Below are 22,677 nucleotides of genomic sequence, written 5' to 3'. Positions count from 1 at the left end.
TTTTGATCTAGTTATGCCACAAGTTGTAATCGATGTAACCGTAGTAGGCGCCGGCCCTGCTGGTTTGGCAACCATTGCCTCGCTTTTAGAAAAAGCCCAAAAAGCACCCGCTGTTGAACTTAGAATTGATGTTATTGAAAAACGTAAAGAATTTACACGTCGACAAAAACTAATTGTTCCTAAAACGGACATTCTTCCTGATCCAGAATTAAGATGGGATGAATTTTGCCACCGGTTATTTGATCCACATAATGAGTTACGAATTAATCATCATGGGGAATTAATTGATACACACCAAAATCCCATTAACAATTTAAACAAACGACAAAAATTTTTACGCAAACTAATGCGTCAGAAAGATAATTATCCTGCCCCTAAAAATTTTTCAATTAAAGCCTTACAAGAAGTGCTTAAAGAACACATCGATCATCAAACTATCCCAAACGTTAAATTACAATGGCACGAAACAAGAGTCATAACTATTGATTTGCAAAAAAAAGTACTGCATTTAGAAAATGAGAAATCTGTAACGTTTGATTATTTATTGATCTGTGAGGGGGAAAAAAGGGAATTAGTACAAGAACTCAATAACATCATTTCCAAAGACTTTACATCCTCATTAACTCCTTTCCACTATAAAAAAATGGGAACGCCAACTCATCACATTGCTGCGAGATTAACAGTAAAACCTTTGAGTAAAGAAAAAACCTATCAAGAGTTTCTGGCAAAAAATAGAAAACCAATTCAGCTAAGCGCTAAAGAGTTACACTCTTACGGCTGGGATCCGTTATGGGGCAATCCAGACTGTATTTTTGACGATAATTTGTATAAAGAAAATTTACAAGATCCAAACTGGAAACCTCGCTTATTTATTGCATCTCGTATCCCCGAGCTTCTTCATACAAACTCTAATCCGGTTATTAAAAGAAGAAAGGCGCTTGAGTGGGCTAGCTTTTTTGCCGCAAAAAGAGTGCAGGTTTCCGCAGATAATTTTATCATCGATGAGAAAGGTGAAAATGACAAGCAATCTAATATCAATACTTTTTTATCTGATATGCGGTATGTAGATAAACCCTGCAGAAAACTTCCTAATGGAGGTTATATTGTCCTTTTAGGCGATTGCGCCATGTCACCTTATTATCCCGTGGGTATTTCATCAGCTATCCCCATGGTATTAGGAGGACTTGTGGCTGATACTATAGTCAATTATTCTCAACAGAAAGAGCCCTTTCAGGTTTTCATCGATAAATATCACCATTATGAAAAAATAATAGCCGACTATACGGGTTATCGTAATGAAGACATTGAAACGGTTGTGGAATGCATTCAGGAACTCGAAACAAGTTTACGTAAGGAATTGGCAGATCTCCCGGTTAGTAGTAGTCAAGAAATTCAAACCTTTATTGAAAAACAAAATAGAACTAATGTCTTAAGAAAACTCAGTCAAGATTTAATGGCAGAAAGTACTGGAACAAATACCTTTCTTACAGTAAAAGGTTGTCTCGAAAAGCTATCACTTTCTGATTTAAATTACTTTGAAGCAATAACCTTTGAACCCCGAATCAAAGAGCTTGTTGAGACACTTCAAGATAAGCAATTGCTTACCGAAATGATTAAAAATTATAATGCTTCTCAAGCAAAAGTGAGTATGAACTTTTAGATGTATGGCTCTTATGCAAGACTAGTGACTAGATTAAACTGTAATCACCCCACATTGATGCTATACAGAGGTAAAGATCAACTATTTAGATAGCTGCTATTAGAATGACTGCATTACGCAGTCACACTAATCACTTTCTCTTCAATGGTCTCAATTTTTCCTTGTGAGGCAGTCTTTGCAAAAAAGAGGCATGAATTGATGGATAATTGTTGATGTTTAAGGCCGCTATAGACTGTTTTACCAGCAATGGCGAGCGCACCAACGCCTGTCAAAGCAAACATGATATTAAATACGATTTGCCACCAAGGATCTTGATGCTCATTCATTAATTCATCTTTTGAATGAAGTAATGTCACAAAATTTGATTTTAAGTGTTGCACCTTGCCGTTATCAGGGTTAGGTTTTATCAACTCTATAGATAAATTCTGCCATTGAGTTTTTAGCTGAGGTACTAAATCGTTTATTGCGTTCTTTTTTCTCAAGCTCGTCGTATTTGCAAAAACTTCCATCTGCGTAATTGCCGTAGCGATCTCATGCGTATCAAGCATGGCTAGATTTCTGTTATTTCTATTCAAAATCGCTTCAAAAATAAAATTAACAGCCTCTTTTTCAGTAAAAGATGGAGCAAAACTTTTTAATTTTTGCAACAACTCCCAGGAATTAGCAGCGAGCAGTTCATTATAAAATGCTTCTGTCAGGGACATTCCAAAGGCAGTGGTATAAGCCGCATCTGCAGGCTTATCCGAACTTTCCCAACGCTCCTGCTCTTGAGTAGCAAACTGTTGAATTTTTTCTTTATGGGGTGAATCTAATTGTTCTGCAAATTTTTTAATTTTTAGAATACTCTGAGGCACTGGATTTAGTTGAAGTAAACCATTCTGCTTCATAAGCAAAGGTGAAAATACGGAGAATTTTTCAAAATATTTCAAGAAAGAATATCTGGTTTTTAATGGACTTCCATCTAATAGCAATTCGAGTTGCTGAAGTAAATCCTTCAATTTAATCTTATTTTTTTCTTCTAACTTTATATTTTGATTATTTAGACTACTTTCCCATAGTTCACATTCTACCTTAAAGATGTCTAAACAGAGCTTAGCAATATTCTCTGGAAAAAGAGCTTTTATTTCCCTGTTTTTAAGTTTAAGTTGGTCTTCTATTTGCTGCACTAGATTTGGAAAAAGAAAATTATGAGAGGCAAATGCATGAGAAAATAGGCGCATTGCCTGTATGTCGTTACTTAAAGAAGCTACTAATTGCTCCATTTGCTCTTGTAAGTTATCTTTAATTCTTTTCTTTACTTCATTTATTTTTCCCAAATTAGGGGCTAATTCTGCAAATGCCTTGCTGAGTTCTTGCTCTTGACCCTCCAGGGTTTTGGCAAGACTTAGGAATGTTGAATTTTCATATTCAAAACGGGCGAATAATACAGCAGCCTCTTTCATTTTTTGAATCAGACCAGGCAGCGTTAAAAAACCTACCAAATCGTTGAAATCTCGAGAGGCACTATTTTCTAACTGCACACTATCTTGTCTAAATGCTTCCAAATTTTTAGTGCTGCCGAATCGACGAAAAATAATCTCAAGATCAAAAAAATTAACATTCAATTGATGCTTTAAAATTTGGAGTAACTTTATTTCCTTTTTGTTCAGCAAATAAATAATAGCCTTGTCTGTGTCACTAAGATAAGTTTTACTATTAAGTTTTTTCTGACCCGATGCAAAATCACGGCTTAACTCATCAATATCTGCTTGCCAACCCAAATCCTCTTTTACTTGCTCTACGATAGACAAGAAATCGACATTCCAAGTGGCTGAGTCCTCACTAACTTTGACATAAAGTAAGGCTCTTGGGAAAACAACATTAGCAAACTGATTTAGTGACAGAGAATTATCATTGGTATTTTTAAATGCAGAATAAGAACTATCTATTAGCTGAAGCATAGGTGCTACAGGAATACTACTCTCTTCAAAATAAAGCGCTTGCTTTAACTGCTTAAGAAAATTTTCTAAAAAAATTGCGGCTTTCTGTCTATCCGCTGTTTTAACTTTAGCAAGCAGGGGTAACATTAAGTCTTGGTACCACATAAAGTCATCCTACGCAATAAAATGACAATAAGGATAACATTAATACATTAAGAGATTATTAATAAACAACAATTTGTATGAATTTATTTATCACTAATTATTTATTTGATGGGTGTTAGTTAATTTTTGAGCGGATATTTTTTATCAAAATACTAATCCGACAAAACATCTTGTCGGATTAGTTCTATTTTTTAATCAAGTAAGCCTAGTTCTTTGACAGTATCTCGTTCCTGACGAAGTTCATCCAACGTGGCCTCAAATTTTGCTTTCGCATACTCGTTAAATGATAGCCCTTCTACAATATGAAGCTCACCATGCGTACGACGGCAAGGGAAAGAGAAAATTAAACCTTCATCAACCCCATACTCCCCTTGTGAACTTAAGCACATTGAGAATGATTCATTTGCTGGCGTGTCGGTAATTAGATTATTAACGCCATGAATAATCGCATTCGCGGCAGAAGCAGCGGACGATGCACCACGCGCCTTAATAATTGCCGCACCACGCTGTTGGACGGTGGAGACAAACGTTTCTTTTAACCAGTTTTCATCTTTAATAACTGAAGCAGCAGATAAACCATCAATTTTTGCATTGTAGAAATCAGGATATTGTGTGGATGAATGATTTCCCCAAATTGTCATTTGACTAACTTCTGTCACGTCAACCCCTGCCTTTTTTGCAAGTTGGGTACGGGCCCGTAATTCATCCAGGGTGGTCATGGCATAAAATCTATCATTGGGAATATCTTTTGCATTGTTCATTGCTATCAGACAATTGGTATTACACGGATTGCCAACCACAAAAACCCGGACGTCTTCAGCTGCATAATCATTCAGAGCACGTCCTTGTTTAGTAAAAATACTGCCATTAATCTGTAGTAAATCAGAACGCTCCATGCCTTGCTTGCGAGGTACTGAACCAACCAACAAAGCCCAGTTTACACTATCCATTGCCTGCTTAAGATCAGCGGTACATACAATACGCTTTAGAAGAGGAAAAGCACAGTCTTCCAACTCCATAGCAACACCTTCAAGCGCAGGCAAAGCAGGCTCTAATTCAAGAAGATGCAACTCAACATCGGTATGAGGACCAAACATTTGTCCAGAAGCAATCCTAAAAAGTAAGGCATAACCAATGTGACCGGCAGCCCCGGTTATCGCAACTCGTACTCGTTTATTCATTATTCTTTTCCTTTTTCCACCATTGTTTTACCAAATAAAGCGCAGCAATACTTCGCGCTTCAGAAAAATCAGGACGTACAATTAACTCCTCAATTGCCTCTAAAGGCCACTCAACCACCTCTAGGGGCTCTGGTTCATCTCCCGGCAAAGGTGCTGGATATAAATCATACGCCACTACCACATCCAAAGCAGCCCCAAAGTAGCCTGGCGCTAATGTCAGCCGTTTTAATGAATGCAATTGCTTCGCCGCAAAACCCGCTTCTTCGCGCAACTCACGATTTGCCGCGTCCAATGGGCTTTCCCCTTGATTAATAAGTCCTTTGGGAAACGCCAATTCATAAGTGTCCGTTCCTGCAGCATATTCACGCACCAAGATAAAAGATTCACTTGCAGTGATAGCTGCAATCAGCACTGCCCCATGTCCATGGCTACGAATGCGTTCATAAATCCGCTGCGCTCCATTGGCGAAATGAAGGTGCATTTGTTCTATCGTGAACAAATTAGACTTGGCGACTACAGAGCGCTTTGAGCAAGTCGGTTTTTTACGCATCTCCAATACCTTTACAATTTAATGTCTAAACTTTAACACCAACCTTCTGCATTTACACAGATGTCTGAATCCTGGGGACAAGTCGCAGGACGTAGGCATACTAAACGGCCCTTCTTTATCCACAACTTCCAGCCTTATTTACAACTTCCCGCGCTTTATGCGCGGGATCCCGTCAGATAGCTAAATCATGGATCCTACTGATTGCCGCAAAAAATAACCTGCACTTAAATCAACAAGTGTTTTGTAAAAAATATTGTCATGATACTATTAGGAGTCTAAACAAGCCAGCCTGAATGTTAAACGATGCTACCCACTTCCTTATATATTCATATCCCTTGGTGTATTCGCAAATGTCCCTATTGTGATTTTAATTCCCACAAGAGTCCGTCTAGCTTGCCAGAGGATACTTATGTTCAAGCGCTTGTTGCCGACTTTAAAGCCGATTTAGATACTTTTCCTGCGCCGCAGGAGATCAGCAGTATTTTCATTGGCGGCGGCACCCCCAGTTTATTTTCAGCTAAAGCCTATGATAGCTTGCTTAGTCAACTTAATAAATTAATACCCTTTACGCGAGGGATTGAAATTACACTAGAAGCAAATCCAGGTACTGTAGAACAACAACGCTTTAATAATTATCGCCAATTAGGTATTAATCGACTCTCTTTAGGCATACAAAGTTTTAATTCTCAACACTTGAAAAACCTAGGTCGTATTCATGATGATGAGCAAGCGCATAGGGCTATCCAAGCCGCTCGACGCGCTGGGTTTGACAATATAAACATTGACTTGATGCATGGCTTACCTGGTCAAACTGTTGAACAGGGATTAAGTGATCTGGCAATCGCCATAAATCACCAGCCTGAGCATTTGTCCTGGTATCAATTAACAATCGAACCGAATACTGTTTTTTATAAAAAACGTCCTGTGTTGCCCAATGAAGATGAAGCTTGCGAGCTCGAAGACAAAGGCCTTGAACTATTGGCTATAAATGGCTTTACCCGCTATGAGATTTCTGCATTCTGCAAAACAGAAAAGGAAGCTCGTCACAATTTAAACTATTGGCTTTTTGGTGATTATTATGGAATTGGCGCCGGCGCCCATGGCAAACTAACCTCTGCAGAAGGCCATGTCTTTCGCACTAGAAAACATCGACAACCCGCAGATTATCTGGATTTAACTAAACCTTATGCCACTAAAGAAGCTGTTAAACCTGAGTTGCTCATTTTCGAGTTTATGCTCAACACAACGCGTTTGCATCAACCTATTGCTTACCAACTTTTTTATGAAAGAACAGGGTTGGCTTTCACACAATTAGAACCCTTGTTGACAATTGCTGCCGAAAAAAAGCTAATAAGTCTTCATGCATCATTTTGGCAAATTACTGAACTTGGACGACGTTACACGAATGATTTGCAAGCGCTCTTTTTACCGGAATAATTTCTACCAATCACTATCCTTTCCTGTGCTCATTTTTGATTGAGTCTATACTCTAAGAGTCTTCACAATAGTTCTGCTTTCATTAATAATGAAGCTTTTATCTGCCGAGGAGGCGCGATGTTATCTGCCCTGTTATTTATTTTTGTAGTCACGGTTGGCTATTTGGCTGGTTCGGTTTGCTCAGCAGTCATTGTCTCTCGAGTTTTCGCTCTTCCTGATCCACGCATAACAGGCTCACAAAATCCAGGGGCGACTAATGTCTTAAGAATTTCTGGGAAAAAATTTGCGGCTATCGTACTGTTGGCTGATCTTTTAAAAGGCGTTTTACCTGTTCTTTTCGCAAAAATAATAGGGGCGGATCCTATTGCTGTCAGTTTTACCTGTTGGGCAGCCGTTATGGGTCATATGTATCCTGTATTTTTTAGTTTTCGTGGTGGAAAAGGGGTTGCAACGGCAATTGGAGCCTTACTAGGCCTGCATTTTATGTTAGGTGTGGTTGTAATTGCGACCTGGCTTCTGGTTGCCAATTTCACTCGTTACTCATCCGTTGCATCGATGGTATCAATGAGCATGGCACCATGGTATGCACTTTTTATTCCCAATGGTTTACTCATGTTCCCCCCGCTGTTTTTCATTATGCTGTTTGTAATTTACAAGCATCGTGAGAATATAACGCGCTTAATTGATGGCAAAGAATCAAAAATTCAGTTTAAACGCTCCTCCTTGCGTGAAGAAATTAATGCCGTCCTTGAAGAGGAACAGCAAGAATTGGAACAAAATGAAGAAATGCCAGTCCAGCTGGTTAAAGAAGATAAAACTTCTTTAACGAAAGAAACTACTGAGACAGAGCAAACAGAAAAAACAGAAAACCCTTAATCGACTAACCTCTGCTTATCGCGGTAAGTAGAGGTTAACTCAATGGCCAACGGGCTTTTACTTCCACCGCTTGCCCCGGATCTTTTTCACCACGCAATAACCGTAGACAACCTGCATAAGCCACCATAGCTCCATTATCTGTGCAATACTCCGGACGTGGAAAATAAATTTCTCCTCCCATCTCCTCAAGCAGTTTTGTTAAGCCCACCCTTAATGCCTGATTAGCGCCCACGCCACCAGCAACTACCAATTTTGGGCAAGCCGTTTGTTTTAAGGCACGTTTACATTTAATAAGTAACGTTTCTATGACAGCATCCTGAAAGGCTTTTGCGATTAATTTCCTAGCATTTTCATCCTTATGACTACTATGCCAGACCGTTAGCGCATGGGTTTTTAAGCCACTAAAACTAAAATCAAGGCCTGGTCTGTCAGTCATAGGCCTTGGAAAGGGAGGGAGCTGATTATCCTCTGCCCGTACACTATCCGCAAGATGTGCTAAAACAGCGCCACCTGGATAAGGCAATCCCATCAACTTTGCCGTTTTATCAAAAGCTTCTCCCACTGCATCATCCAGAGTTTCCCCAATAATATGGTATTCCCCTAAAGCTCGCGCTTCAACTAATTGTGTGTGCCCACCAGAAACCAACAGGGCAAGAAAAGGAAAATCCAGCGCCGGTGAGTCCAGTTTTGCAGCAAGTAAATGAGCCTCCAGATGATGAATTCCTAGTGCAGGAATCCCAAGCCCTAGTGCCAAACTTTTTGCAAAACAAGCCCCTGTCAACAACGCGCCAATAAGCCCAGGTCCCGCAGTATAAGCAATGGCATCCAATTGGGTCTTTTCAACAGCAGCCTGTTGTAAAGCGTCACTGACCAAGGGCACTATATATTTAACATGATCACGTGAGGCCAATTCTGGCACAACCCCGCCATAGTGCTGATGGGTTTCCATCTGTGAATGCAGGGCATGAGCAATTAATCCTTTGTCGGAATCGTAAATGGCAACCCCTGTTTCGTCACATGATGACTCAATGCCTAGTACTCGCATCGCTCTCCTACTGCTGTGATTAAAAAATAAACGATCATTATACGAAAAGACACGCTGGAACACCAAGAAAGACTAACTTATTTATAAATTGTATAGTTATGGATTGATTTAAAGTGAAATTAAATTACCATTATAAACTTGACGATTGCCTTAACTGGCACTAGAATTGCCAGCCTATTATGTTAAATTAATTTTAGAGGAAACACATTAATGCCCACCGTTCGTGTGAAAGAAGGCGAAAACCCTGAATATGCACTCCGTCGCTTTAAGCGCTCCTGTGAAAAAGCAGGCATTTTAACTGAGTTACGTCGTCGCGAGTTTTACGAAAAGCCTACTGCTGAACGTAAACGTAAACAAGCTGCTGCTGTAAAACGCCACCTGAAAAAAATCTCTCGTGATGTTAGTATGTCAGCTCGCCGTAATGCTAAACGCAAACGCAAGTAATTTATGATGATTAAAGACCGTATCAGTAATGACATTAAAGATGCCATGCGTGCCAGGGATAAAAAGAAACTGGACACGCTTCGTCTTATTACTGCTGCCGTCAAACAAGTTGAAGTGGATGAACGTATCGAAGTTGATGATGCTCGGATGCTTGTCATTCTCGATAAACTCGCCAAACAACGAAAAGAATCTATTGCTCAATTCAAATCCGCTAATCGTAATGATTTGGTCGAACAAGAGCAGTTTGAGTTGGATATAATTAATAATTATCTTCCTACTCCATTGTCTGACGCTGAAATTAAAGCGCTTGTTGATAAAGCAATTGCCGAAACCAGTGCTGAAAAAATGAGTGATATGGGCAAAGTCATGACTCTTTTAAAGCCTCAACTTCAAGGACGAGCTGATATGACCCAAGTTAGTGCGCTAATAAAGGCGAGATTGAGTTAACTCCCCATCATGACTGGCTTAATTCCGCAGCCATTCATCGACGAACTGCTAACTCGTACTGATATCGTTGAATTGATTGATAGCTATATTCCTTTAAAAAAAAGTGGACAAGCCTTTGTAGCTTGTTGCCCCTTTCACAGTGAAAAAACGCCTTCTTTTAATGTCATTGCTAAAAAGCAGTTTTACCACTGCTTTGGTTGCGGTGCGAGCGGCAATGTCATTAGTTTTGTAATGAATTATCTCAATCAAGGGTTTACTGATGCAATAGAAACCTTGGCTTCCCGTCTAGGTTTGCAAGTACCAAGAGAAGGTCGTACGGAAAAAAATCAGCATTCTTTAAGTTTGTATCAACTACTAGAACAAGTCAGTCAATTTTATCAACAAACATTAAAAACACAGGGACAACAAGCGATTACATATTTGCGCCAGCGAGGACTCACTGGTGAAATTGCCAAACGCTATCAACTTGGTTATGCAATTTCCGATTGGCAAATACTTGAAAAACAGTTTAGAGGGCATCGTGCAGAGCTCATCACCACAGGTATGCTCATTCAGAAAGAAGATGGCAAAACCTATGACCGCTATCGTCATCGAATTATGTTCCCCATTCACGATAGGCATGGACGCATTATAGGCTTTGGTGGGCGCGCTATTGATGCGCAACAAAAACCAAAATATTTGAATTCACCAGAGACTGTTATTTTTCAAAAAAGCCGTGAACTGTATGGACTACATCAGGTTCTGCAAACACAAAAAACGATTAATTGTATTATTATTGTGGAAGGTTATTTAGATGTGATAGCCCTTGCCCAGCATGGCATTGGCAATGCAGTTGCTACTCTGGGAACTGCCACCAGTACTTATCATATTCAATTATTAACTAAACATACTCAACATCTCATATTTTGCTTCGATGGCGATACTGCCGGCCGCCAGGCTGCCTGGCGTGCTTTAGAAAGTTGTCTTCCTCAGTTAAATATAGGACTTAATGCCAGTTTTATTTTTCTCCCTGAAGGTCAGGATCCCGATAGTCTTGTCCGGGAAGAAGGGGCCACACAATTTTTAGAACGATTACAGCAAGCGAAACCACTTAATCAATTTTTCTTCGAAACGCTTAGCCGCAATATTGACCTTGCGTCTGTTGCTGGTAAAAGCCAATTGGTTAATGTCACCAAGCCGCATTTACTCAAAATGCAAGAAGGCCCTTACAAACAACTTTTGCTTGATGAGCTGGCACGAATAACTCACATTGAAAGCCATCGCCTTGAGCAATTGCTTCGTGATAAAGCACCTCAACTTAAGACAAGCCATAAACCCATTACCCGCTCCCCTATTCGTCTTGCCATCGCCTTGCTAATACAGCACCCTGAAATTTTTAATGAGTGCAAGCATGCTATCGATCCCGCTTTACTGGATGGCAAAGACCAGGAACTATTGCAAAAATTATTACAACAGATCGCCAAAACCCCTGAAGTCAATACCGCTACCCTTATTGAACAATGGCGTAATACCCCCTATTTTGAGGCATTGATAAAATTAGCCAGTTGGGAACATCAAGTCCCTGAAGTTGCCCTGGTTAAAGAGTTTGTCGATATTATTTTATTTTTGCAAAAGCAGAATTTGGAGAATAAAATTAATCAATACATTGCAAAATCACGCAATCAGGGCTTAACTTTATCAGAAAGACTTAATTTGCAAGAAATGTTAAAACAACGGCATCAAACGGTTGATGATAAAAAATAACGCAAAATTTACTGGCATGTTTGCTATAGCAGGTTTATAATCAAAACCTTTTTGTGGCTCCCTTAACCTCACAAATGCTTATGACGACTATGAATGATCAAGAACAGCAGCACTCGCAAATCACTAAAGTCATCCGCTTGGGTAAAGAACAAAATTACCTGACTTATGCACAAATCAATGATTTGTTACCCAATATCGTTGATACCGAACATTTTGATGTAATAATCAGCATGCTGGAAGGCATGAACATCAAAGTATTTGAAGTATCTCCTAGCGCAGATGAGTTAGCACTTCTTGGTACCACGGAAGATGCTCCTGATGCTGATGACGTCGAAGAAGCCGCAGCTGTACTTGCTTCTGTTGATAAAGAGACTGGACGAACCACCGACCCTGTACGGATGTACATGCGCGAAATGGGAACCGTTGAGCTCTTGACCCGTGAAGGTGAAATTCGCATCGCCAAACGCATTGAGGAAGGTATTTATCAGGTTCTTAAAGCACTCGCTCATTATCCTGAAACCGTACAGTTGGTTCTTGAAGATTATGACCGCGTGATGACTGAAGAAATTCGTCTAAGTGAAATAATTAGTGGCTTTGCGGATGTTGAAGAAGAAGCACCTGCAGCCAATATTGGTTCGATGCTCGATGAGTCCCAACAAGATGAGCTTGAACTCGACGAGCTGGAAGAAACGGGCGAAGACGAAGATGGTGACGGGCTCGCTGAGGCAGATGAAGGACCTAATCCTGAGCAAGCTAAGATTTATTTTGATGAATTGCGTGAAAATTATCACAACGCAATGAGTGCCTTAAAGGAACATGGCCGCACCGCTCCAAAAACGGTTGTTCTATTGGATACCATGTCAGAATCATTTTTGAAGTTAAAACTAACTTCAAGACAGGTGGACAAATTAACCCGCCACTTCCGCCAGTTAAGAAATCACATCCGTGAATTTGAACGCACGATTATGCGTCTTTGTATTGAAAAAGCGCGTATCCCTCGTAAATTGTTTATTGATACCTTTCCAGGTCAGGAAACTGATCTAAGTTGGTTAGAAACCATTATCAGCAAACATGCTAAGAAGCTTGATTTGACTCGTATCGACGAATATCGTGAAGAGATAAAACGTCTGCAAGCAAGATTGGCAAGTTTTGAAGAAGAATATGGCTTGATTATTAGCGAAATCAAAGACATTAACCGTAAGATGTCCATTGGCGAAGCCAAAGCGCGACGTGCAAAAAAAGAAATGGTTGAAGCGAACTTACGTTTGGTAATTTCCATTGCCAAAAAATATACCAACCGTGGCTTACAGTTCCTTGATTTGATTCAAGAAGGAAATATCGGTTTGATGAAAGCAGTCGATAAATTTGAGTATCGACGTGGTTATAAATTTTCTACCTATGCAACTTGGTGGATTCGTCAGGCAATCACCCGCTCTATTGCAGATCAAGCACGCACCATTCGTATTCCAGTACATATGATTGAGACTATTAACAAGCTTAATCGTATTTCACGTCAGATTATGCAGGAAACAGGACGTGAAGCTACTCCTGAAGAACTGGCAGCTAAAATGGACTTAAGCGAAGATAAAATCCGTAAAGTTTTAAAGATTGCAAAAGAACCCATTTCAATGGAAACACCGGTAGGTGACGACGATGATTCCCACTTAGGTGAGTTCATTGAAGACACCAACATCGAATCCCCCATTGAACGCGCAACAGCTGAAGGTTTACGTGAAGCAACCCTGGAAATCCTTGAGACACTAACCCCTCGGGAAGCTAAGGTATTACGTATGCGTTTTGGTATTGAAATGAACACCGACCATACCTTAGAAGAAGTCGGTAAACAATTCGACGTAACCCGCGAACGTATACGACAAATCGAAGCCAAAGCATTACGCAAACTGCGCCACCCCTCCCGCTCAGAGAAACTCAGAAGCTTCTTAGAAGGCGACGATACCTAATCGAGCTAGTTACTGGTTATTAAAGAATTCATGGTTCTTTAATAACCAAAAAAATAAGCTACACTTAGTGAGATAATTTTAAGAAAAAAATAAAAAATTTGTGGTATTCAACCACCATAACCATTACAATTGCAACTCTCCGGGCCCATAGCTCAGTTGGTTAGAGCAGCGGACTCATAATCCGTTGGTCCTAGGTTCAAGTCCTAGTGGGCCCACCAATTAAAACCAGTAAAATCAATAACTTGCAATCGACTATCCCGACCCCTCAAAAACCATTGTGGGGATTTTGTGGGGCACAGTAGACACAAACTCATAAACTAACTACCTTACGCCCATGAGATGTATCTTTTTCTTTCCTATTATTTGGATTACGAAGCAAAGTGAGAACTACCCCACTTTGTTGCTTTTCGCAAACCTTGTTTCCAGCTTCATATAGATTTTGCAATTCGGCTGATGAGTAATGCGTTGTAATACGACCTGAACGATGCCCAAGCAGATCTTGCCTGTCTTCAAAGCTCACACCAACAGAACGTAAGCGTCTGCCAAAGGTGTGTTTCAGATCATGAACACGCACAAACTCCAAACCAGCTTTCTTGCGAGCCTCTTTCCAGCCTGTATTATTTATACGGGTAACCGGATTGCCCTTAAAGGTAAAAACAAACTGCTTATGTTTTCCTCTTTGGTTATCGACTACCGATTTTGCCGTTTGATTACAGACAACCAAGCGCTCTTCACCATTTTTAACCATTTCAGGCGGAATGATGAACACCATTAAGTGTGACAATTGAGGGATCTTAATTTCCCAATCCCATTGCAAGTGACATACTTCACTCTCTCTGCATCCCGTATTCACCGCAAATAGTGCCATTTGCTCCAAATGCGATGGCAACTCGGCAAAAAGCCTGTGTTGTTCATCCCAACTTAGCGGATAGGGCTTTCGCAAATCATCTTCTGGCAATAGTTTAATTTTGGGTGCATTCAACAACCAAGTTAGCCCAAATTCATCAATCCACTCGGTTGCAGCCAGATTACAAATACGACGCACTATTTTTAGACCATGATTAATCGTTCTTGTTTTAACCTGATCCTGACGTCGCCCATCAATAAATGGCTGTAAAGTTCCCATATGAATAGAGTCTAAAGGCATTTTTCCGATATATTGAACCAGTACACGTAAACGCCCTGCATCATCACTGATGCTGCGCTTATGTTGGTTTTCATCCAGAAATTTAATAGCAGCTTCCATAAATGTGCGCTTGGGTCTTACCCCAAACACACTCGCTTGCCTTATTTCTTCTAAACGTTTTGCAAAGTATTTTTCTGCTTCTTCGAGGTTGCCCGTACCAGTGCTTTCTCGAATTCTGCATCCAAAGACCGCTTTATCGATGTGCCAATAGTCACCTCTTTTGAAGAGACCCGGCGATTTTTTTCGTCCCATTGTTCCAAACTCCTCTGCTTGGTTACCGCAGGACGACCACTACACTGTATATAATCGTCCACCCAGGCGTCTAAATCAAGTCGATCAAATGCAACTCCCTGAACTCCCATTGGAATTTCAACCAAGTTAGGTCTAACATCTTTATTAAATCGATGGCGATCCATACCTACATAGGTTGGGGCATCTCTTAAGCGGATTAGTCGGGGGATTAGGTGAATATTGCCCATGATTTCTCAACTCCTGTAACTCATAAAATCAAAATACTCGTTTCGAGTATTTATTAGAGCATATTGAGCACATCACTGCAAATATTTTTTTAGGCTATACCTATAAGAATTTTATTTGTACAATGGCTATCAGAATTTAATATAAGGTGGCATCAAAATGAGTTTAATGGACAAACTTGAATATGCTGTAGGGAATGAGTATTTAGTAAACAATAAAGACTTATTCTTAAATATCAATCAAAATAAACAAAGACAGGCTAATGCCAATAAAATAGTTTCAATACAAAATTCCTACAAAGTTGATAGCAATATCATAGAGAATCAAAAACGAATTAATGCATAAACTTATAGTAGTAGGATCGGGAATAAAATCGATTTCCCATCTAACCGAAGAAACAAAACGTGTTATCCAAAATGCTGATAAGGTACTTTATCTTGTAAATGAAGATAACCTAAAACAATGGATTCAACGAGAAGCTAAAAACTCTGAATCATTGGATTCCATCTATTTTAGCAGCGAAAAAAGAATTGAAGCATATCAGTCTCTGACAAATTACATTATTGAACAATATAAGAAGGTTTCAATTTTATGCGTTGTTTTTTACGGTCATCCTACTTTCTTTGCAGATTCGGCACTTAATGCAGTAAGACAAATTAAAAAAAATGGTGGTGAAGCCATTATTTTACCTGCAGTATCAGCCCAGGACTGCTTGTTTAGCGATCTTGAAATTGACCCAGGTGATCAGGGTTGTTTTTCGATAGAAGCTACAGAGTTGGTATTATTTGAACGGTGCATTGATGTGCGGGCGCATTTAATACTTTGGCAAGTGTCAAACTTTGGTAGAACTGATGGGAAAAAAACTAACAACTTATCAATTCTAAAAGACTATTTAATTGACTATTATCCAGAAGACTACTCAATCTGTCTTTATGAGGCACCTTCCCTCCCCACTTGCTCTCCTAGGATAGAATGGATACAGCTCGGTCATATGGATCAATTTGATATTTCCTTAATAACAACAGCATACATTCCACCAATCGAAAATAAACCTATAAGCAACAAGTACTTGAGGCTACTAAATCTAACAGTTGATGATTTAATACTAAAATGATGAATACCTAATTGTTTTAAGCTATACAATAGGATGACAAATAATCGAACTAGCTGATGATGTTTAGTCAAATACAACCGCTTACTTAAATCCAAAATATATCTATATAATGATAAAAAAATTATCCATATATCAATAAGCTAAAGCCTTATCTTTATTAAAATTAATTAGACACCCAGAACATTTTTTCCATACTCTCGAAGATTGCCTTCTGGACTAATATAGCGATATAGAGTTTGTTTAGATATTCCAAGTTCTTTACACAGGGTACTAACGTTTGTATCTTTTTGTTGCATAGACTCTTGTGCAAGCGTTACTTGCTCTTTCGTAAGTAGAAATTTCCGCCCACCATTTTTTCCTCTCGCTCTAGCTAACTTCAAACCAATTATTTTCTGTTCTTGAATTACCTCTTGTTCAAATTCAGCTAAAGCAGCAAAAATATAAAATATGAACTTACCTGAATCCTTAGAGGTGTCGATCGCTTTCGACCCAGTTAATACCTTAAAATCACCACCTTGTGCAGAAATGTCCTGAACGATATTAATCAAATGATTTAGATCCCGAGCTAAACGATCTAATTTCCATACGACTAAAATATCACCTTTATGCAAAGCTCTCAGACAAGCATCTAATCCTGGAAAATATTCACTTTTATCAGAAACTAAATCTTGATAAATATTTACTCGTTCAACTCCATACTTAATAAGTGAATCGATTTGTAGCTTGAGTAATTGCCTATCTTCAGCTTTAAATATTCTCACATAACCAATTTTCATCTTTTCTCTTAACTGTATATAAAAATATAAAATTTAATTAGTTAATTAAGTTCCTCAAGAAGTTTTTGTAGTTTAACTATATCGCGTTGCACGATCTTTTTTCCACAATCCAAACAATAATGATCCCAGCTACGCTGATTACTAACCTTAAGGCGCTTATTTCCCTTCTCTATTCGATGTTTGTTGTTAGCTTGACAATTATGGGCTTTCTGAGCCTCATCAATATTAAACCTAGTAATAAGAGATTTAATCCTCGGCATCAAAAATCTCCTTAGTAACAGCATCCAAAATAGCAGAAAAATTTTGCTCAATTTTTTCTAGTTCTTGCTTATTAAATTCATGCCTTTCACCTGCCTTATGGCCAACTAATTCATTAATATGGCGATCAATCGTGGATTTAATTACCACAAAATTTGTTTTACCAAGATGTTTTCTATCTAAATCTCTTCCGTGTGAGTTTAAACTTTTTTCCGCTAAAATTCGGCCTGTTTCTGTGCGCGCCCAAGTATCTAAACTATTACGTTTTGCTTGCCGCTGTCGAACCCGTGTCACAGGAATTGGGATTAACTCATACGCCTCATGGACTTGCTCTAAGGAATAACCTTTAGCTTTTAAGAGCTGAAGAGCTTTTAACGCTTCGGGATCATTGGTAATAAGCGGTATTTCTTCTATATGAATCTCTGATTGACTACGTACCTCACAACCATATTTATCTTCGAAAACTTGTGGCTGGATCTCAACCTGAAGCTCATCTGATGAACTAAAATTAAGCCCCTCCATTGGCAATAGCGCATCAAAATACTCTCTATCTGCCTCACTATATTGTTGAAAATCTTCCCACCTCCGGGCAACATTTGCACCAGCATGAAATATGACTGTACCTTGATTAAGCACATCACTAGGAGCATTTTGTTTAATGACGCGCATTATTCGGCCAACAAATTGAACAAAAGGGGATAAATTAGCAAATATACTGAATACTGCTGCCACTGATAGGTAAGGATGATCAAACCCTTCCCCTAGCTTACGAACCTGTACAATGACATCCAGCTCATGATTTTCTAAACGATCCATTACCTTTTTATTAGCATTGCTTTCTTCAATGGAATGCACATAATCAGCACGCCGCCCTCGAGCATTATATGCCTCAACAATTTGCCGGCAGTGTTCATAATTAAGAGCAGAAGCAATAATTTTTAACCGTTTTTCACCTGTACCTTCTCTAAGTTTATCAAGCTCTCGAATCGATGCATCAACAATTGTGTTTAATGTTTCACTTGATGTTACAATGCTGCGTCTAAAATCAGCATCCTGCTCACCCAGTTGACGAACTTCATCGAGACTAACCTCAATTTCTTGTGCATCTGCGCGCCGCACATAACGTAACGTTTTTGGATTAAGAACAATAGCTTTAAGGCGTTTAACATACCCTTCTTGAATCGCTCGATAAATAGGGAAAGAATATAAAATACGGCCAGCCATAAGCTGACCATCCGCACGAAGAGGTGTCGCGCTAAAATTGACAATTCTGGCATTTGGAAACTTTGTCTTTAATGTGTGCCAACTATCGGCCACGCTGTGATGTCCCTCATCGAATAAAATGAGATCAAAAAAGTCATGAGGAAGATTTTGCAGCCAATGATTATTTTGTCTTTGTAGTTGTTGAATGTTTGTAAGAACAACATCAGCTTCTTCAAGATCTGCAAGATTAGTAGTTTTACCTCGAATTTCAACTGGCTCTGGGTAAGGTTGGCCATCTAAGATACGACACTTGATGTAAAACATGCTGGAAATTGATGGATCAAAATCATTATATAGCTGCTTCGCAATATTCAATCCAGGGGCAATGACAAGTGTACGGGCAGAACTAAATGCGAAGGGAGCTAAAGTTATACACCCTGATTTACCACAACCAACAGGTAAGACAATTCCAACTTCCCTCTCTTGTTCATTTGGATTTTTAGCAAACTTCTCAAGCTCTTTATAAGCTTCATGCTGCGGTATACGAATCAGTGAATTACCATCTATTAACGGTGTTCTTTGTTGAAATGGACTATTCTTCACGAGCTTTCCTTGATAACGTATTTTTCACTACTATACCAGTCAATTATTCAAAGTTCCATATCAATATACTCAAATATATAGCTTCATTGTTTTCTTAATTTTACACACCCTCTAAACAACTTCGCATCGCTGGCAAATTGCGTTTTATCGCTGCAATAAGAAAAAGCAAATCTGTTATCTGCACTCTCTATTTCTTCAGAACTATTAATGTTTTTATTACTAAAGGATTTGTAATGGTAAAAGGAAAACTCTGTTTGTTTGCTTACATGATAAAGCGGACTTCCAAAAGCAGAACTATTATCTGCAGTAAACTCCGACTGATAAGCCAACAGTACATTTTTCAACATTTCCAGCTCACTATAAGCACTGTTGCTTTGATTGGTTTTAAAAGTATTAATCTTGGCAAAGGGACACTGTAAGGGATAGTAAACACTATCAGACTGACTATTCAAAGCCGACGGCACCATTACAGTGGCTGTGTATTCTAAGTCATAACACTCATTATAAATTTTCTGAATCGTTTTAACTGGAAAGTATTGTTCATCAACTGCTGGCTTCACACCGATTCCAGAACCCATGCAAATATTAAAAATATATTTTGCAGTATCCATGATGAATGGAGTAGGTCTGAAACGATTAATACTCTTGGCACTAAGGAATAAATCGTTACAAGAAGCATCGTAAGTATTTTGCGTTAGCTTTTTCCTTAACGACTCCGAGAAGTATAGTTTCAGCTTGAGCCATTTATCATTATGTTTAACTTCATTAATAAACTGCTCGGAAAAATAAAGAATCTCGCTATACCAGTTATCAATGGTATTTTTATCCTTCAATATCTCCTTGAATACCAAGTAATGTTCGTAAGGAGACTTGGGAGCCGGAACAGCAACATTAAAATATTTCTGAATTCTTGCATGCTTTCTTTTGCAACCGATATTTGGTAATAAAAAGGATGAAAGCGCACCAGATGAGACAGAAAGTACATTGTTATCTACAGTCTGATCCTCATCAAAAATAACCTGCATATTAAAAATTGCACCAGGTCCCTGGACACAATCTGGAAAGAGGCGATCATCTTCACCAAAATAATGCCACTCGCAAAACTTATCCAGTATTAAGCCCAAAGGCAGACTATTTTTGCCATAACCAAGATGATTGAATAATTCATTATCGGTATGCTTACAGTCAATCTTTTCCATTTGGCCACTAATTGTTGGCAGATAAGCATGATTTTTAATACCGAAATGTTCACCAAATTTATAACGAGCTACAAAGAATGGTATTTTTTGGTCGGGTTTAATTTCTTCAATAACACGATATATCGATTCGTTGACTTGCTTTACTTGATGCTTGATTTCATTCCATGAAACTCTAATAATTTTGTTCATTCCTAAACACCCATACAACAATTACATATCAATTATCCTCCCTTTAAAATCAGGATAATTGCAGAAAGGGATTAAGTTTATCCATTTTTAATGGTAGAGTCACCTTCCAAAATAGTTTTAGGGAAAAAATATGTTGTCACCAGAAAAAATGCCAAAAGGAATCATGCCACTGTATTTAATACAGGCTTTTTCAACCTTTTCCTACGCAATTCTATATTCCTCATTATCTCTGTTTCTCACTAAACAATTAGGATTGTCTAATACCCTTTCAAACAGTATTGTTGGGCTATTTCTAGCATTTAACTATGTTCTGCATTTACTCGGCGGAGTGGTTGGTGGACAATATCTAAGCAACCGAGCCTTATTTTTGATAACCACAGCCATACAAACGATTGGTATTTTACTTTTGGCACTTTCAGTTAAGTCGTTGCTTTTTCTCGGACTGAGTTTATTTCTGGTAGGATGTGGCCTAAACACTACCGCATACAACAGTATACTGACACAACGCTTTGACCCAGCTGATAACCGCAGAGATAAAGCCTTTTTCTTGAGCTATTCCTACATGAATGTAGGCTTTTGCGCTGGCTATATCATAAGCGGCTTTTGTGATTACTCCAATCAATATCAAACACTGCTCTATGCCAGCATAATTCCAAATTTAATCACACTTTTGCTTATGTGGGGATATTGGTCGAACTTGAATGATCGCGATACTCCTTTAATTAAAGTTACAAGTAAGGCTTCACTGAATATCAAAAAGTCTATTGGCTGGGGAATTATAATAGCCCTTATCCCATTTACCTTACTTTGTTTTCATAAAGCCCAGTTCAGCAATGGAGTTGTAGTAGGACTCAGCATTATTATGTTTTTTGTCATTTTATACCTTGGCTACCAGCAAAAATCGACTTTGGATAAGCACAAGATTATGACTTTTCTAATCCTAACTGTAACATCAATCCTGTTCTGGATGATCTACTTCACTGGCCCAATGGGCGTCACCCTATTCATTAAAAACAATGTCGATAAACATTTGTTCCACTATGAAATGGCGACCCAATGGATTTTGAATATCAATGCCATCGTAATTATTATAGGTGCCCCATTATTATCAATACTGTTAACAAGACTGCAAGCAAAAGGATACAATGTATCTATAACCACACAATTTATCTGGGCCTTTCTAATACTCGCAGGATCTTTCTTCTTGTTATCCATCGGCACCCTTTCTGCCGATAACAATGGATATGTCAGTGTTTATTGGGTGATGCTCCATTTTACTACTCAAGCAATTGCAGAGTTACTGATAGGACCAGTAGGATATGCCATGATCGGCAGAATTTCTCCACCACAATTACAAGGCGTGCTCATGGGCACCTGGATGATGGTATCAGGAGTATCTGCATCATTATCACATTACTTTTCCAATGCCATGACTAAAGGTGAATCCACGAATCCATTGATTTCCAATGGAGATTATCAGCAGGTTTTTAACCACCTAGGTTTCTGGGCACTAATGGGCGCTGTTTTCCTTTACTTAATTGCCAAAAGAATTAAACCTGTTATTGACCAAAAAACAGATTCAGGGTTATCGGAAGCGATAACAGCTGCATAAAAAAGGAGTATCAAACAATAACAATTGATAACAAATAGTTCAGAATTGCATTTTACCTCTGATCTTTTCCATGTAAAAAAACTAATTTTATCGATAATGTGGCTATGGTTTACTGTTTTTCGACTGGACTATGCCGTAATAATATGAAAGCGAGGATGTTACATGGAATGTTTTATCGAGGTTGCAGAACCTGTTATTGATCTTAAGTTTCAACTAAAAAAAGATACTCAGAAATATTTGATTGATTATATTCTGTCATACAGTAAATTGGACTGCAAAGACCTGGCTCAAATACTTGAATCCAGCCCCTTAGTACTCAGTCATGTATTGGCTGGAAAAGAATTCTTAGGACCATCGAAAGCACACAGCCTATTTCATTATTTCACTATGCTGATTAGCCATTAACGTTTTTAATTCTATCATGCCTGATCTGTTCTATTGTTTTTGAGACTTAAAGAACAGATCCACTCACCAAATAAATCAAAATTAGCACACTTTGACTATTATTATGCTTTAAAATTGATTGATCAAAATAAACTCATTAATATAAGCCCGATTTAAACCTCTTTAGCCTAATGTAATCTAGTTTTTCATTGGCTATACTTGTTTCTATATTGCAAAAATAATCATAA

Annotated in this window: 21 protein-coding genes and 1 tRNA gene; 12 read left to right on the top strand and 10 right to left on the bottom strand. The window is 38.7% G+C overall.

The annotated features are described in order from the left end of the window. The first annotated feature begins 13 nt into the window (after positions 1-13). The gene (locus tag Ljam_RS13070; RefSeq protein WP_058450434.1) at positions 14-1,660 is read left to right on the top strand and encodes an FAD/NAD(P)-binding protein; all 1,647 of its coding nucleotides are present in this window, start codon (positions 14-16) and stop codon (positions 1,658-1,660) included. Between the two features lie 113 nt (positions 1,661-1,773). On the opposite strand, the gene Ljam_RS13065 is transcribed toward Ljam_RS13070, so the two are convergent. From Ljam_RS13065 to nudE, 3 genes are all read right to left on the bottom strand, one after another. After that, complete coding sequence (locus tag Ljam_RS13065; protein ID WP_058450433.1) at positions 1,774-3,744, bottom strand: hypothetical protein; 1,971 nt, start codon at positions 3,742-3,744, stop codon at positions 1,774-1,776. Between the two features lie 191 nt (positions 3,745-3,935). Beyond that, entirely contained in the window at positions 3,936-4,925 is a 990-nt protein-coding gene (locus Ljam_RS13060) for a malate dehydrogenase (protein ID WP_202967570.1), read from the bottom strand. Further along, on the bottom strand, positions 4,918-5,475 hold the full coding sequence (gene nudE / locus Ljam_RS13055) for an ADP compounds hydrolase NudE (RefSeq protein ID WP_058450431.1): 558 nt from the start codon (positions 5,473-5,475) through the stop codon (positions 4,918-4,920). Before nudE ends, Ljam_RS13060 begins: the two co-directional genes overlap by 8 nt. Positions 5,476-5,778: 303 nt before the next feature. On the opposite strand from nudE, the gene hemW reads away from it, so the two are divergent. Together hemW and plsY are read left to right on the top strand one after the other, a co-directional pair. Continuing rightward, positions 5,779-6,912: a radical SAM family heme chaperone HemW gene (gene hemW, locus Ljam_RS13050; RefSeq protein ID WP_058450430.1), complete on the top strand. Its 1,134-nt coding sequence runs from the start codon at positions 5,779-5,781 to the stop codon at positions 6,910-6,912. A gap of 117 nt (positions 6,913-7,029) precedes the next feature. Next, complete coding sequence (gene plsY / locus Ljam_RS13045; RefSeq protein ID WP_058450429.1) at positions 7,030-7,788, top strand: glycerol-3-phosphate 1-O-acyltransferase PlsY; 759 nt, start codon at positions 7,030-7,032, stop codon at positions 7,786-7,788. A 34-nt stretch (positions 7,789-7,822) separates the two neighbouring features. Here the strand turns inward: plsY and tsaD are convergent, their stop codons facing one another. Continuing rightward, positions 7,823-8,833, bottom strand: a complete 1,011-nt coding sequence (gene tsaD, locus Ljam_RS13040; protein ID WP_058450428.1) for a tRNA (adenosine(37)-N6)-threonylcarbamoyltransferase complex transferase subunit TsaD — start codon at positions 8,831-8,833, stop codon at positions 7,823-7,825. A 210-nt stretch (positions 8,834-9,043) separates the two neighbouring features. Between tsaD and rpsU the strand changes: the two genes are divergently transcribed. The 5 genes from rpsU to Ljam_RS13015 all read left to right on the top strand — a co-directional run bounded on the left by rpsU (position 9,044) and on the right by Ljam_RS13015 (position 13,646). Then, complete coding sequence (gene rpsU, locus Ljam_RS13035; protein WP_058450427.1) at positions 9,044-9,277, top strand: 30S ribosomal protein S21; 234 nt, start codon at positions 9,044-9,046, stop codon at positions 9,275-9,277. 3 nt (positions 9,278-9,280) lie between these two features. Further along, positions 9,281-9,724: a GatB/YqeY domain-containing protein gene (locus Ljam_RS13030; protein WP_058450426.1), complete on the top strand. Its 444-nt coding sequence runs from the start codon at positions 9,281-9,283 to the stop codon at positions 9,722-9,724. A gap of 9 nt (positions 9,725-9,733) precedes the next feature. Next, a complete protein-coding gene (dnaG, locus tag Ljam_RS13025; protein ID WP_058450425.1) occupies positions 9,734-11,467 on the top strand; it encodes a DNA primase in 1,734 nt (577 codons plus the stop codon). Between the two features lie 89 nt (positions 11,468-11,556). Continuing rightward, positions 11,557-13,428 (top strand): RNA polymerase sigma factor RpoD, encoded by a 1,872-nt coding sequence (gene rpoD / locus Ljam_RS13020; protein WP_058450830.1) that lies wholly within the window; start codon positions 11,557-11,559, stop codon positions 13,426-13,428. A 141-nt stretch (positions 13,429-13,569) separates the two neighbouring features. Further along, positions 13,570-13,646: transfer RNA gene (locus Ljam_RS13015), tRNA-Ile, on the top strand. A 92-nt stretch (positions 13,647-13,738) separates the two neighbouring features. Here the strand turns inward: Ljam_RS13015 and Ljam_RS13010 are convergent. Beyond that, the gene (locus tag Ljam_RS13010; protein ID WP_058450424.1) at positions 13,739-14,674 is read right to left on the bottom strand and encodes a tyrosine-type recombinase/integrase; all 936 of its coding nucleotides are present in this window, start codon (positions 14,672-14,674) and stop codon (positions 13,739-13,741) included. Positions 14,675-14,724: 50 nt separating this feature from the next. Then, the gene (locus Ljam_RS15555) at positions 14,725-15,093 is read right to left on the bottom strand and encodes a hypothetical protein (protein ID WP_058450423.1); all 369 of its coding nucleotides are present in this window, start codon (positions 15,091-15,093) and stop codon (positions 14,725-14,727) included. Between the two features lie 166 nt (positions 15,094-15,259). On the opposite strand from Ljam_RS15555, the gene Ljam_RS13000 reads away from it, so the two are divergent. Beyond that, a complete protein-coding gene (locus Ljam_RS13000) occupies positions 15,260-15,436 on the top strand; it encodes a hypothetical protein (protein WP_338011349.1) in 177 nt (58 codons plus the stop codon). After that, positions 15,429-16,205 (top strand): SAM-dependent methyltransferase, encoded by a 777-nt coding sequence (locus Ljam_RS12995; protein WP_058450421.1) that lies wholly within the window; start codon positions 15,429-15,431, stop codon positions 16,203-16,205. The genes Ljam_RS13000 and Ljam_RS12995 overlap by 8 nt, the downstream gene beginning before the upstream one ends. 167 nt (positions 16,206-16,372) lie before the next feature. On the opposite strand, the gene Ljam_RS12990 is transcribed toward Ljam_RS12995, so the two are convergent. The 4 genes from Ljam_RS12990 to Ljam_RS12975 form a co-directional block, all read right to left on the bottom strand. Then, complete coding sequence (locus Ljam_RS12990) at positions 16,373-16,981, bottom strand: recombinase family protein (RefSeq protein ID WP_058450420.1); 609 nt, start codon at positions 16,979-16,981, stop codon at positions 16,373-16,375. Between the two features lie 41 nt (positions 16,982-17,022). Then, a complete protein-coding gene (locus Ljam_RS12985) occupies positions 17,023-17,241 on the bottom strand; it encodes a hypothetical protein (RefSeq protein ID WP_058450419.1) in 219 nt (72 codons plus the stop codon). Next, on the bottom strand, positions 17,228-19,045 hold the full coding sequence (locus Ljam_RS12980; protein ID WP_058450418.1) for a DEAD/DEAH box helicase: 1,818 nt from the start codon (positions 19,043-19,045) through the stop codon (positions 17,228-17,230). The genes Ljam_RS12985 and Ljam_RS12980 overlap by 14 nt, the downstream gene beginning before the upstream one ends. A gap of 83 nt (positions 19,046-19,128) precedes the next feature. Further along, positions 19,129-20,433, bottom strand: coding sequence for a hypothetical protein (locus Ljam_RS12975; protein WP_058450417.1), 1,305 nt, complete (start codon positions 20,431-20,433; stop codon positions 19,129-19,131). A 130-nt stretch (positions 20,434-20,563) separates the two neighbouring features. Between Ljam_RS12975 and Ljam_RS12970 the strand changes: the two genes are divergently transcribed. Then, the gene (locus tag Ljam_RS12970; RefSeq protein WP_058450416.1) at positions 20,564-22,045 is read left to right on the top strand and encodes a peptide MFS transporter; all 1,482 of its coding nucleotides are present in this window, start codon (positions 20,564-20,566) and stop codon (positions 22,043-22,045) included. A gap of 162 nt (positions 22,046-22,207) precedes the next feature. After that, entirely contained in the window at positions 22,208-22,450 is a 243-nt protein-coding gene (locus Ljam_RS12965) for a hypothetical protein (RefSeq protein ID WP_058450415.1), read from the top strand. The last annotated feature ends 227 nt before the right edge of the window (positions 22,451-22,677 follow it).

This window comes from Legionella jamestowniensis (assembly GCF_001467745.1).
In the GTDB taxonomy this organism is placed as follows: Bacteria; Pseudomonadota; Gammaproteobacteria; order Legionellales; family Legionellaceae; genus Tatlockia; species Tatlockia jamestowniensis.
The sequence above is the reverse complement of the archived record's forward strand: the minus strand, read 5'-3'. Positions and strand labels throughout refer to the sequence as shown.